The organism is Kitasatospora sp. NPDC051853 (assembly GCF_044452665.1).
Classification (GTDB): domain Bacteria; phylum Actinomycetota; class Actinomycetes; order Streptomycetales; family Streptomycetaceae; genus Kitasatospora.
Genome location: NZ_JBITBY010000004.1, coordinates 546,950 through 559,480 on the forward strand (window position 1 = coordinate 546,950; position 12,531 = coordinate 559,480).

Sequence of the window (12,531 nt, forward strand, 5' to 3'; positions counted from 1 at the left end):
GCCTCCACCCCGAGGGGTGGATCCGGGTGACGCACCGTCCCTGATGCGGCCCGGAGTTGAGGGAGGATCAGCCGCGCGAGGCCAGCTCGCGGGCCGCGCGGGCCGCGTTCTGCGCGATCTTGTCCTCGTTGACCGTGGTGAGCAGGCCCTTCTCGACCACCGCGTTGCCGTTGACCAGCAGCAGGGCCAGCGGGGGCAGGGCGCCGAAGGTGAGGGCGGCCACCGGGTCGGCGATCGAGGAGTGCATCACGCCGTCGACCTTCCACAGCGCCAGGTCGGCGAGCTTGCCCACCTCGATGGAGCCGATCTCGTTCTGACGGCCCAGCACCCGGGCGCCGCCCATGGTGCCCAGGCGCAGCGCCGAGCGGGCGGTGAGCGCCTTCGGGCTGCCGTGCAGACGGTTGATCAGCAGCGCGTTGCGCAGCTCGGTGCCCAGCTCGCCGGACTCGTTGGAGGCGGTGCCGTCCACGCCGAGGCCGACCGGGACGCCGGCCTGCAGCATGTCCGGGACGCGGGCGATGCCGGCCGCCAGACGGGCGTTGGAGGACGGGCAGTGCGCGACACCGGTGCCGGTCTCGGCGAACTTGGCGATGTCGGAGTCGTTCATGTGGACGCAGTGCGCCATCCAGACGTCCTCGCCCAGCCAGCCGGTGGACTCGAAGTAGTCCGTCGGGCCCATGCCGAAGAGCTGCTTGCAGAACTCCTCCTCCTCGGCCGTCTCCGAGCCGTGGGTGTGCAGCCGTACGCCCTTGCGGCGGGCCAGCTCGGCGGACTGCTTGAGGAGTTCGGTGGAGACCGAGAAGGGCGAACAGGGCGCGATGGCCACGTGCAGCATCGAGCCGAAGGAGGAGTCGTGCCACTTGTCCACGGCCGCCTCGGAGGCGATCAGGATGTCCTCGGTCTTCTCCACCGCGTGGTCCGGCGGCAGGCCGCCGTCCTTCTGCGAGCGGTCCATCGAGCCGCGCAGCGCGGTGAAGCGCATGCCGAGCTCCTGGACGGCCTCGATCGAGGCGCCGAGGATGTCGCCGCCGCCCTGCGGGAAGACGTAGTGGTGGTCCGAGGCGGTGGTGCAGCCGGACTTGAGCAGCGCGGCGGTGGAGCCCTGGGCGGCCGCGTGCACCAGCCGGTCGTCGATCCGGGCCCAGGTCGGGTAGAGCGCCACCAGCCAGTCGAAGAGGATGTTGTCCTGGGCCAGGCCCCGGGTGATCCACTGGTAGAAGTGGTGGTGGGTGTTGACCAGGCCCGGCGTGACCAGGTGGCCCTCGCCGTTGACCCGGCGCACCACGTTGTCCAGCCACTTGGGGGCGGGGCCGTCGCCGACCGACTCGATCACGTTGCCGCGGACCACGACGTGGCCGCGGGCGTACTCGGTGTCGTTGGCGTCGACCGTCGCGATCGCGACGTTCTCGATCACGATCCGCTGGTCGGCGGGCGGGGGCTGGACTGCCATGGTGTCTCCTATGGGGGGAGGGTGCGGGGCGCGCAGTGAGCGCTGTGCGCCCCGCACCGGTCAGGACGGCGTCGCCGTTGACGCCGCCGCGCCGTGCGGACCGCCGTGCGGCGCACGGTGGTTCGCACCGACGTGGTGGAAGAGCAGGTTGAGCAGTACGGCGAGGACGCAGCCGGCGGATATGCCGGAGTGCATCAGCGTGCGGACGGCCTCCGGGAAGGCGTCGTAGAAGGTGGGGGCGGCGATCGGGATGATGCCGACCCCGAGCGAGACCGAGACCAGGATGGTGTTGGCGCTGGACTGCATGCCCGCCTCGGCCAGGGTCCGGATGCCGCTGGCCGCGACCGTGCCGAAGAGCACGATCCCGGCGCCGCCGAGCACCGGCGAGGGCACCAGCGAGACCAGCGAGCCGAGCACCGGGAAGAGCCCGAGCAGGATCAGGATCCCGCCGCCGGCCGCGACCACGAAGCGGCTGCGGATGTTGGTCAGCGCCACCAGCCCGATGTTCTGGGCGAAGGCGCTGGCCGCGAAGCCGTTGAAGACCGGGCTGATCGCGGTGGCCAGCCCGTCGGCCCGCAGGCCGGCGGCCAGGGTGGGCTCGTCCGCCTCGCGCTCCACGATCCGGCCCAGGGCCAGCATGTCGGCGGTGGACTCGGTCATCGAGACGACCATCACGATGCAGATCGAGACGATCGCGGTGACCTCGAAGACCGGGGCACCGAAGTGGAACGGCGAGGGCAGGGCGAAGACCTCGGCCTGGGAGACCGCCCCGAAGTCGGCCAGCCCGAGGGGGAAGGCCAGCGCGGTGCCGATCGCGAGCCCGATCAGCAGCGAGAGCTGCTGCCAGAACCCGCGGAGCAGCTTGTTGCAGAGCACCACCGCGGCGAGGGTGAACGCGGCGAGGCCGATGGCCTTCACTGAGCCGTAGCCGGGGGCACCGGGGGTGCCGCCGCGGGCCCAGTTGACCGCCACCGGCAGCAGCGACACCCCGATGAGGGTGATCACGGTGCCCTGCACGACCGGTGGGAAGAACCTGATGAGCTTGCAGAAGTACGGTGCCGCGAGGAAGCACAGGATCCCCGCGACGATCACCGCGCCGAAGATCACCGGGAGCGCGTCCTGCGGACCGTGCTCCTTGGCGATGGCCAGCATCGGCGCGACGCCGGCGAACGAGACGCCGTTCACGAACGGCAGCCGGGCCCCGATCCTCCAGACTCCGAGGGTCTGCAGGAGGGTGGCCAGGCCCGCGGTGAACAGGCTGGCCGAGATGAGCAGGGCGAGCTCGGTGGGGGACAGGCCCACACCGGCGCCGACGATCAGCGGGGGTGCGACCACGCCCGCGTACATCGCGGCGACGTGCTGGAGCCCGGTGGTGAAGAGCTTCACCGTGGGCAGCAGCTCGTCCACGGGGTGGACCGGGCGGCCGGCCGGGTCGTCGGGGAGGTTCGGTGACGCTCCGTCCGGCCGCTCGGGTCCGTCTGGGGTGGAACCGCCGTCAGTGGTTCGGGTGTTGGGGAGTGCCATGTCGAGCCCCTCTTGTGCTCGTGACTCCCGGCGTGCCCGTGGCGCTGGAGAATGCCCGAGGGCGGGACGGCGGTGCAAGGGTCCCTCGGGGTGTTCCTCCGGCTCCCCGGGCCGGCCGCCGCGAGGCGAGCACGATCTCCGGTAGGTGGGGGTGGAGAAACAGGTGGAGCGGGCGGAGCGTGCCGTCCGGCACCGTCCGGCCGGGTGCGGCCGGGGGGTGCTGCGGTGCGGGACGGCGGTCATGACGGTGCCTCAGCTCGGCGATCAGGCGACCGGGATGACCGGGGTGACGCCCTCGCGGTGCACGGTGCCCTCGATCAGGCCGTACATCCGGTCGGCGGCGTAGTAGACCTCGTTCTCGTTCTTCAGGCCGAAGGGCGAGAGGTCCACCAGGAAGTGGTGCTTGTTCGGGAGCTCCAGGCGGACCTCGTCCACCTCGGCCCGGTTGTTCAGCACCCGGGTGCCCATCCCGTGCAGCGTCTGCTGCAGCGAGTAGGAGTAGGTCTCCGCGAACGCCTCCAGCAGGTGGCGCTTGACGTGCTGGTACGAGCGGTTCCAGTTCGGCTCGGCCGAGCCCTCGGTGCCGTCGAAGGAGTACTTCCACCGGGCCGTCACCTGGGTGGCGAGGATCCGGTCGTACGCCTCCTGGAGGGTGGTGTACTTGTCCTTGATGTAGCCCCAGAACTCCGAGTTGGTGGAGTTCAGGACGGTGAGGTCCTTGAGGCCGGAGATCACCGAGACGGTGGTGCCGTCGTAGACGATCTCACTGGTGCGCACCTCGCCGCCGTTGCGGACGAAGGAGTGGCCGACCTCCTCGGAGCCGATGAAGCGGGCCGAGTTGTCCGGGGTCTTGATCCGGTCCCAGGTGTACTCCTCGATCCGGATCCGGGCGCTGTGCACCACGCCGCGCTCGGTGTTGTCCACGAAGTGGCGGGCCAGCTGGATGCCGAAGGCCTCCGCCGACTCGATGCCGTACTCCTTGGCGAAGGCGTACACGGTGTTCTTGGTGGTGTCGGTGGGCAGGCAGTTCGCGTTCGAGCCGGTGAGGTGGACGTCGTCGAACTCACCGCGCAGGGAGACCGAGACGTTCAGGTCCTTGATCTCGTGACGGGTGGAGTCACGGTAGACCCGGACGATGCGGTTCTCCGCCTTGCCGTACTGGTTCTGACCGAGCACGTGGGCCATGACGGCTCCTAGGGGTTCCAGCGGTCTACTAGCTTCCGCGGTAGACCGAGTATCCGAACGGGTTGAGCAGCAACGGCACGTGGTAGTGGTGCTGCGCGGGCGCGACCGTGAAGACGATCGAGACCTCGGGGAAGAACGGCGGCTCCTCGGACTTCTTCGCGTAGTAGGCGGAGGTGTCGAAGAGCAGCCGGACGACCGAGCCCGCCTCCACGGCCGGCAGGTCCTTGGCCCGGCCGTCGGAGTCCGTGGCGGAGGTGCCGAGCACCTGCCAGCCACCCTCGGTGTGCAGTGCGAGCTCGACCGGGACCCCCTCGGCCGGGCGGCCGAGGCTGGTGTCGAGCACGTGCGTGGAGATGCCAGTCATGGGTTGAATGACCTTACTGATGGCAGGAGTTGACGTGCTGTCAGGAGTTCGCGGACTCGTCCAGCAGTCGGTTGATCCGGATGTCGTTGATCTTGCGCAGCTCGCCCCGGACGATCTCCGCCTCGGTGGCGGCGTCGTTCGGGAAGCGCTCGCGGAGTGCGGTGAGCATGGTGTCGGCCGTGCGGCCGGTCGCGCAGATCAGGAACACGTGGCCGAACTTCGCCTCGTAGGCGGCGTTCGCCTCGTGCAGCTCGTCGAGGAGTGCGGAGTCGACTCCCCGGATGCCGGCCTGTTCCCGCTCGGAGGTGGCGTCGCCCGCCTTGGGCTTGCCGATCCGGGCGTGGCCGGCCATCGCGTCGTTCAGGTCCTCGACCGTCAGCTTCGCCATCGCCGCCTCGTTGGCGGCGAGCAGCTCGGCCCGGTCGGACCACGGCCGGGAGTCCGCCACGAGGGCGGCCCAGCTGGGGCTGGAGCAGATCTCCAGCAGGGTCTCCGTCAGCTCGGCGGCGGGGGCCGCCGCCAGAGCGTCAAGAGCGTCGATGGGGCTGGTCACGGGTGGGCCTCCTGAAGAGTGGTGCCACCCGGAAAAGCTAGATCCGCCACCCGTAGCCGTCAACACTTTGTTGAACTGTTGGTGGTTACGTTTTGGGCCAGGTGCTCTGACCGGCCCTTTTGGTGTGCGATTCGCCAAGTGTGCCCGGCCCGTCGTGTCGGAAAGACTGGGCCGGTCGCCCCGGCCGCAGCCAGTGGACGGGGCGGACAGCGTCAGGTCAGCCCTTCGAACCGTCCTGTCGGTTCAGGTAGTTGTACACCGTGAACCGGCTGACGCCGAGGGCACCGGCGACCGTCTCCACTCCGTGTCGGACGGTGAAGGCGCCGCGCTCCTCCAGGAGGGCGACCACGCGCTGCTTCTCGTACCGGTCCAGCTCGGCCAACGGGCGGCCGTCGAACTGACGGGTCATCTCGGCCAGCAGACGGTCCAGTGCACTGCTCAGGTGCGGCAGGCGGACGGCGATCGCCGCCCGGCCCTCCCACTCCAGCACCACATCGTCCGGACGGGCCTCGTCGAGCGCGACCTCGGTCGCGCCGACGGCCTCCAGCAGCGGCTTTATCGCCGATGCCAGCGGGTGCTCCAGGGCCTCGCTCACGCGCTACCCCCTCCTTCCACTTCCTGGTCCAGCACGCTGACCTGGACGGAGATCCGGGTCGCGCCGGCCGCCAGGGTCTCGCGCAGCAGCGCGGTCACGGCGCCGACCACGTCCTCGGCCTCACCCCTGGCGTCGGTCCCGAAGGGGCCGACCGCCACCTCGAGTCCGGCGTCGGTCACCGCCTTCAGGGCAGCCTCGGCGTGCTCGGGGAACGTGTCCCGCTCGAACGGTTCTGTCGTGAACTCCACCATCAATCGCACCCGATCACTCTATCGACGGGGGGCGGGGGCGGCGGAAGGGACGGAGCCGATTCCGATTCCGCCTCCGGCGGTGCGCGGGCCCTGGAGCGGGACCGCCTCCGGCGGGGCGTGCCCGCCCGAGGGGCTTCTCGCCTCCGGCGGGGGCGTCGGCGGAGCCGAGCGGGCTGGGGCGGCATCCGGGGCCGGGAGGGCTGCGCCCACTTCCGCCTCCGGCGGTGTGGGCTCGCCCGCAGGGCTTCTCGCCTCCGGCGGGAGGGGCTGTGCCCGCTGCTGCTCCTGGCGGGGCGGACCGCCCGCAGGGCATTCCACCAGGGTGCCCGGCCGGCTTCAACAAAATGTTGCGAGTGGTCTTGACGGTCCGTCGAACGGCAAGGCAAACTTCCATCAAGCAGAATCCGTCTTCCGGATCGTGGAAGTCTCGGATCGGAAGAGTGAAAGGTGATGGGCGTGACTGCCGCTTCCCAGCACAGCTACACGGTCAACCTGTCGATCCTGTTCAGCGAGCTCCCGCTCCTGGAGCGCCCCGCCGCCGCCGCGGCCGCCGGCTTCACCGCCGCCGAGCTGTGGTGGCCCTTCGGGGAGAACCACACGCCGTCCGAGGCGGAGCTGGACGCGCTGCGCAAGGCGTTCACCGACGCGGGCGTGCAGCTCACCGGCCTCAACTTCCTGGACGACCTGACCAAGGGCGCCCGCGGCACCGTCTCCGTCCCGGCCGAGCGCGAGCGCTTCCGGGAGAACCTGCCGGTGACCGTCGCGCTCGCCGAGTCCCTCGGCACCAAGGCGCTCAACGCGCTCTACGGCAACCGGGTGGCGGGCGTCGACGCCGCCGAGCAGGACGAGCTCGCGCTGGAGAACCTCGCCCTCGCCGCCCAGGCCGCCCACTCGATCGGCGCGGTCCTCCTGATCGAGACCCTGAACAAGGTCGAGTCCCCGGACTACGCGCTGCTCTCCGCGGAGGCCGCGATCGAGGTGGTGGACAAGGTGAACGCCGCCACCGGCCTCGGGAACGCGAAGTTCCTCTGCGACCTCTACCACCTGGCCCGCAACGGCGAGGACCTGGCCGAGGTGATCACGAAGTACGCCGACCGGATCGGCCACGTGCAGATCGCCGACACCCCGGCGCGCAACGAGCCCGGCACCGGCGAGCTGGACTTCGAGGACCTGTTCGCCCGCCTCACCGCCGCCGGCTACACCGGCCGCATCGGCCTGGAGTACAAGCCGTCGACCGGCGTCTCCGCCGACAGCTTCGAGTGGCTCCCGCGCGAGCTCCGCTCCTAGAGCGACTGGCGGTTGGGGGGCGGCGTCGCGGCGCCGGGGCACGCACCTCGCCGGCTTCTCGTCGGTCGCCGATGCTCCGCATGGACTCTCCCCCAGCCTTCGGCCGGGAGGGGCCCCCTTCTCGGCGCCGCCGAGGCACGCACCCCAACGCCGCTCCTTCTCCCACCCCCCAACCGCCAGTCGCTCAGACCCTCATTCCTCCCCGCACCAAAGGACGTATCGCGATGAGCCGCAAGATCGCCTTCATCGGCCTCGGCATCATGGGCAGCCCGATGGCCGCCAACCTGGTCAAGGCCGGCCACCACGTGACCGGCTTCAACCTGACCCAGCCCCAGATCGACGCCCTGGTGGCCGCGGGCGGCCACGGCGCCACCTCGATCGCCGACGCGGTGAAGGACGCCGAGGTCGTCATCACGATGGTGCCGGCCGACCCGCAGGTCGAGCAGGTCATCCTCGGCGAGGGCGGCGTGCTGGAGAACGTGGCCGAGGGCACCCTGGTCATCGACATGTCCAGCATCACCCCGCAGACCTCGATCAAGGTCGAGGCCGCCGCCAAGGCGAAGGGCGTGCGCACCCTGGACGCCCCGGTCTCCGGCGGCGAGGCCGGCGCCATCGAGGCCGTGCTCTCCATCATGGTCGGCGGCGACGCGGCCGACTTCGCCGAGGCCAAGCCGCTGCTCGACGCGCTCGGCACCACCGTCATCCACGTCGGCCCGGCCGGTGCCGGCCAGACCGTGAAGGCGGCCAACCAGCTGATCGTGGCGGTCAACATCCAGGTGCTGGCCGAGGCCGTGGTCTTCCTGGAGAACGCGGGCGTGGACCTGCCGGCCGCGCTCGACGTGCTCGGCGGCGGTCTGGCCGGTTCCACCGTGCTGAACCGCAAGAAGGCCAACATGATCGACCGTCAGTTCGCCCCGGGCTTCCGGATCGACCTGCACCACAAGGACATGGGCATCGTCACCGACGCCGCCCGCGCCGTCGGTGCGGCCCTCCCGGTCGGCGCCGTGGTGGCCCAGCTGGTCGCCTCGGCCCGCGCCAACGGCGACGGCTCGCTGGACCACTCGGCCCTGCTCCGGGGCGTCGAGCGCCTCTCGGGCCGCGAGGTCAAGTAACCCCATAGCTCCCCCTGGCGGCGTGTACCTGTCCGGTCGTGCCCGCGCCGCCAGGGGGCCACAGTTCGGTCGGCCGACGGGTCCGGTGCTCATCCACCCGTCCGCCGACCGTGCCAAGCCGGCGGTGCGCTCGGTTCTTCGGTCGTTCCGAGCATCAGCGCCGCCCGGCCCCCTCCCCGCCGAGGGGAGCCCCCCGTACGTCGGAAGCGGAGCGGGGGGAACGGCGGGGAGGGGGTCGCACCCCGGTCCATCCGGGCAGATGATCGGCCTGACGACGTATCGAGCGCGAGCAACGGAGAGTCCCCATGGGTCACATCGTGGTAGCCCCTGACAAGTTCAAGGGCACCCTGGAGGGCGCCGAGGTCGCCGCCAGGATCGCGGCCGGCATCCGCCGGGTGGCCCCCGGTGCGGACATCCGTGAGCTCCCGGTCGCCGACGGCGGCGAGGGCACCCTGGCCGCCGCGCTGGCCGCCGGTTTCAAGAAGGTCGCCGTCAAGGTGGCCGGTCCGACCGGCCTGCCGGTGGACGCCGCGATCGCCCTGCGCGGGGACACCGCCGTGGTCGAGCTGGCCCAGGCCAGCGGCCTGGCCCGGCTCCCCGGCGGCCGCACCGCGCCGCTCGCGGCCGGCTCCTACGGGGTCGGCACCCTGATCGGACGGGCCGTCAGCCTCGGCGCCAGGCGGATCGTGCTGGGTCTGGGCGGCAGCGCCTGCACCGACGGCGGGGCCGGCATGGTCCAGGCCCTCGGGGTCGGCCTCTACGACGCCGACGGCCTCGAGCTCGCCCCCGGCGGCGCCGCGCTGCGCAAGCTGGACCGGATCGACCCGGGCGCGCTGGCCGACACCCTGAAGGGCGTTCAGGTCGTGGTCGCCTGCGACGTGGACAACCCGCTGCTCGGCCCGCGCGGCGCGACCGCCGTCTACGGCCCGCAGAAGGGCGCCGACGGCGACGACCTGGTGATCCTCGAGGAGGGCCTGACCCGCTGGGCGGACGTCGTCCGCCAGGTCAGCGGCAAGGACTTCCGTGACGCCCCCGGCGCCGGGGCGGCAGGAGGGGTCGGCTTCGCCGCCCTGGCCCTGCTCGGCGCCACCATGCGACCCGGCATCGAGCTGCTGCTCGAACTGCTGGGCTTCGACGAGGCCGTGCGTGGGGCACGACTCGTCGTGACCGGTGAGGGATGCCTGGACGCGCAGACGCTCCACGGCAAGGCCCCCGCCGGTGTCGCCGCGGCGGCCACTCGGGCGGGGGTTCGGGTGGCTGCCGTGGCCGGACGGCTGGAGCTCTCGGAGCCCCAGTGGCGGGCGGCCGGCTTCGTCGCGGCGTACGCGCTGACCGACCTGGCCGAGCAGCCGGGGGACTCCATGACCAAGGCGGGGGAGCTGGCCGAGGTCGCGGGGGAGCGGCTGGCGGGCGAGCTGCTGCGCGGCTGATCCATCGTACTTTCCTACATTGACGTTTTGTTGAAGGCGGGCCTAGGCTCCGAGCAATAGCAGCTGGCGACCCGGTGAACGGGCCCCAATTGCCTTGTCCGCCTTCGCTATTCCCGGAGGTCCCCATGCCCATCAGCGAGACGCCCGCGAGCACGGCGGTGATCCGCTCCCGCCGCGTGGTCCTGCCGGACGGCGAGCGCCCCGCTGACGTGCTGGTCCGGGACGGCCGGATCGAGCAGATCGCCGAGCACGGCTCGCTGCTCGTCGGCGACGCCCACCTCACCGACCTCGGCGACACCGCCCTGCTGCCCGGCCTGGTCGACACCCACGTGCACGTCAACGAGCCCGGCCGCACCGAGTGGGAGGGCTTCGCCACCGCCACCAAGGCGGCCGCCACCGGCGGCGTCACCACGATCATCGACATGCCGCTCAACTCCGTCCCGCCGACCACCACGGTCGAGGGCCTGGAGGCCAAGCGGAAGACCGCCGAGGGCCAGGCCTGGGTCGACCTCGGCTTCTGGGGCGGGGCGATCCCCGGCAACGTGGCCGACCTCGAACCCCTGCACCGCGCGGGCGTGTTCGGCTTCAAGAGCTTCCTCGCCCCCTCCGGGGTGGACGAGTTCCCGCACGTCGAGCAGGAGGACCTGGAGGCCGCGCTGGCCGAGCAGGCCCGGATCGGCGCGCTGGCCATCATCCACGCCGAGGACCCGGCCGTGCTGGACGCCGCCCCGCAGCACCCGGGCGTGCACTACCGCGACTTCCTGGCCTCCCGGCCCGACGACGCCGAGGCGGCCGCGGTGGCTCGGCTGCTGGACACCGCCCGCCGCACCGGCGCCCGGGTCCACATCCTGCACGTCTCCTCGGCCGCCGTGCTGCCGCTGCTGCGCCAGGCCCGCGAGGACGGCGTCCGGGTGACCGCCGAGACCTGCCCGCACTACCTCACCCTCGCGGCCGAGGAGGTGCCGGACGGCGACACCGCCTTCAAGTGCTGCCCGCCGATCCGCGACGAGTCCAACCGGGACCAGCTCTGGGCGGCCCTGGCGGCCGGCGAGTTCATCGCCGTGGTCTCCGACCACTCGCCCTCCACCCCGGACCTCAAGCTCCTCCAGCGCTACGGCGGCAGCGGCGACTTCGCCGCCGCCTGGGGCGGCATCGCCTCCCTCCAGCTCGGCCTGCCGGCCGTCTGGACCGAGGCCCGCCGCCGCGGCCACACCCTGGCGGACCTGGTCCGCTGGATGAGCAGCGGCCCCGCCGAGCTGGTCGGCCTGACCGGTACCAAGGGCGCCATCGCCGTCGGCTACGACGCCGACCTGGTCGCCTTCGACCCCGACGCCGAGTTCGCCGTGGTCGCCGAGGACCTTCACCACCGCAACCCCGTGACGCCGTACGCGGGCAGGACCCTGAGCGGCTCCGTCCGCACCACCTGGCTGCGCGGCCGGGTGGTGGACGTCGAGGCCGCCCCGTTCGGCCGTCAGATCCGTAACCACGAAGAAGGAGACCTCAGTTGAGTACCGGTCAGACCCCGAGCGCTCCGTTCACCGAGCTGGTCAACCTGGCCTCCCGCCTGCTGGGCGCGGGCGTCGTCGACACCAACGAGGACACCTTCGCGGACGCGGAGAACCTGCTGGTCGCCAAGCCGGCCGAGTTCCGCCCGCACACCTTCGGCCACAAGGGCCAGATCATGGACGGCTGGGAGTCCAAGCGCCGCCGCGGCGTCTCGGCCGAGCAGCCGCACCCCACCGACGAGGACCACGACTGGGCGATAGTCCGGCTCGGCGTGGCCGGCGTGATCCGCGGCGTGGTGGTGGACACCGCCTTCTTCACCGGCAACTACCCGGAGACCGGCTCCGTCCAGGGCGCCTCCGTCCCCGGCCACCCCTCCCCGGAGGAGCTAGCCGCCGCCGAGTGGACCGACCTGGTGCCGCGCACCGCCCTCCAGGGCAACACCGCCCACGAGTTCGAGGTCACCGACCCGACCCGCTACACCCACGTCCGGCTGAACATCTGGCCCGACGGCGGCGTGGCCCGCCTGCGGGTGCACGGCGAGGTGCTGCCCGACCCGCGCGAGCTGGACGGCCTCAGCTTCGACCTGGCCGCCCAGGAGTTCGGCGGCGTGGCCGAGGCCGCCTCCGACCGCTACTTCTCCTCCCCGCACAACCTGAACGCTCCCGGCCGCGCCTCCGTCATGGGCGACGGTTGGGAGACCCGGCGTCGGCGCGACAAGGCCAACGACTGGGTGCAGATCGCCCTGGCCGGGGGCGGCGAGGTCCTGGCGGCGGAGGTGGACACCTCCTACTTCGTCGCCAACGCCCCTGGCTGGGCCGACCTGGTCGGCTACGACGCCACCACCGGCGGCGACCCCTCCACCGACGCGGACGGCTGGTTCGAGCTGCTGCCCCGCACCCGCCTCCAGCCCGACACCCGGCACCGCTTCCGGCTCGCCGCCGGACGGACCGCTACCCACGTGCGGATCAACGTCTACCCGGACGGCGGCCTGGCCCGCCTGCGCCTCACCGGCAGGCTCACCGAGGCCGGCCGCGCCGCCCTCGCGCTCCGCTGGTTCAACGCCGTCCCCGCCACCGAGGCCGAGCAGGCCCTCGCCGAGGCCGGCCTCACCCCGGCGGAGGCCACCGCGCTGACCGCCGCCCGCCCGCTCGCGGACGCCGCCGCGACCACCGCCGCCGTCGCTGCCCTGCAGCCGACCGACGGCCCCGACGGCGAGCAGTCCTCCCGCCGCCGCTCGGCCATCTGGCGCCTGCTCGGCGTCTAGCACGAAGGTG

12 protein-coding genes are annotated in these 12,531 nt (G+C 72.1%); 5 read left to right on the forward strand and 7 right to left on the reverse strand.

What is annotated here, in order from left to right; genetic code table 11:
• Positions 1-67: 67 nt before the first annotated feature.
• From ACIA8O_RS14775 to ACIA8O_RS14805, 7 genes are all read right to left on the reverse strand, one after another.
• Positions 68-1,450, reverse strand: coding sequence for an 8-oxoguanine deaminase (locus ACIA8O_RS14775; protein WP_396294118.1), 1,383 nt, complete (start codon positions 1,448-1,450; stop codon positions 68-70).
• A 60-nt stretch (positions 1,451-1,510) separates the two neighbouring features.
• Positions 1,511-2,974 carry a nucleobase:cation symporter-2 family protein gene (locus tag ACIA8O_RS14780; RefSeq protein WP_396294120.1) on the reverse strand — a complete coding sequence of 488 codons (1,464 nt, stop codon included), beginning with the start codon at positions 2,972-2,974 and terminating at the stop codon, positions 1,511-1,513.
• A gap of 264 nt (positions 2,975-3,238) precedes the next feature.
• Positions 3,239-4,159 (reverse strand): factor-independent urate hydroxylase, encoded by a 921-nt coding sequence (pucL, locus tag ACIA8O_RS14785; RefSeq protein WP_396294121.1) that lies wholly within the window; start codon positions 4,157-4,159, stop codon positions 3,239-3,241.
• Positions 4,160-4,187: 28 nt separating this feature from the next.
• Positions 4,188-4,523, reverse strand: a complete 336-nt coding sequence (gene uraH / locus ACIA8O_RS14790) for a hydroxyisourate hydrolase (protein WP_345280250.1) — start codon at positions 4,521-4,523, stop codon at positions 4,188-4,190.
• A gap of 40 nt (positions 4,524-4,563) precedes the next feature.
• Complete coding sequence (gene uraD / locus ACIA8O_RS14795; RefSeq protein ID WP_396294123.1) at positions 4,564-5,076, reverse strand: 2-oxo-4-hydroxy-4-carboxy-5-ureidoimidazoline decarboxylase; 513 nt, start codon at positions 5,074-5,076, stop codon at positions 4,564-4,566.
• 217 nt (positions 5,077-5,293) lie between these two features.
• Complete coding sequence (locus ACIA8O_RS14800; RefSeq protein ID WP_396294124.1) at positions 5,294-5,671, reverse strand: helix-turn-helix domain-containing protein; 378 nt, start codon at positions 5,669-5,671, stop codon at positions 5,294-5,296.
• On the reverse strand, positions 5,668-5,922 hold the full coding sequence (locus tag ACIA8O_RS14805; protein WP_396294263.1) for a thiamine-binding protein: 255 nt from the start codon (positions 5,920-5,922) through the stop codon (positions 5,668-5,670). Before ACIA8O_RS14805 ends, ACIA8O_RS14800 begins: the two co-directional genes overlap by 4 nt.
• A 450-nt stretch (positions 5,923-6,372) precedes the next feature.
• Between ACIA8O_RS14805 and ACIA8O_RS14810 the strand changes: the two genes are divergently transcribed.
• From ACIA8O_RS14810 to alc, 5 genes are all read left to right on the forward strand, one after another.
• Positions 6,373-7,209 (forward strand): TIM barrel protein, encoded by an 837-nt coding sequence (locus ACIA8O_RS14810; RefSeq protein WP_396294125.1) that lies wholly within the window; start codon positions 6,373-6,375, stop codon positions 7,207-7,209.
• A gap of 224 nt (positions 7,210-7,433) precedes the next feature.
• The gene (locus ACIA8O_RS14815; protein ID WP_396294126.1) at positions 7,434-8,321 is read left to right on the forward strand and encodes a 2-hydroxy-3-oxopropionate reductase; all 888 of its coding nucleotides are present in this window, start codon (positions 7,434-7,436) and stop codon (positions 8,319-8,321) included.
• Positions 8,322-8,626: 305 nt separating this feature from the next.
• Positions 8,627-9,751: a glycerate kinase gene (locus tag ACIA8O_RS14820; protein ID WP_396294127.1), complete on the forward strand. Its 1,125-nt coding sequence runs from the start codon at positions 8,627-8,629 to the stop codon at positions 9,749-9,751.
• 125 nt (positions 9,752-9,876) lie between these two features.
• Positions 9,877-11,259 carry an allantoinase AllB gene (allB, locus tag ACIA8O_RS14825; protein WP_396294128.1) on the forward strand — a complete coding sequence of 461 codons (1,383 nt, stop codon included), beginning with the start codon at positions 9,877-9,879 and terminating at the stop codon, positions 11,257-11,259.
• Positions 11,256-12,521: an allantoicase gene (alc, locus tag ACIA8O_RS14830; protein WP_396294129.1), complete on the forward strand. Its 1,266-nt coding sequence runs from the start codon at positions 11,256-11,258 to the stop codon at positions 12,519-12,521. Before allB ends, alc begins: the two co-directional genes overlap by 4 nt.
• Positions 12,522-12,531 lie beyond the last annotated feature (10 nt).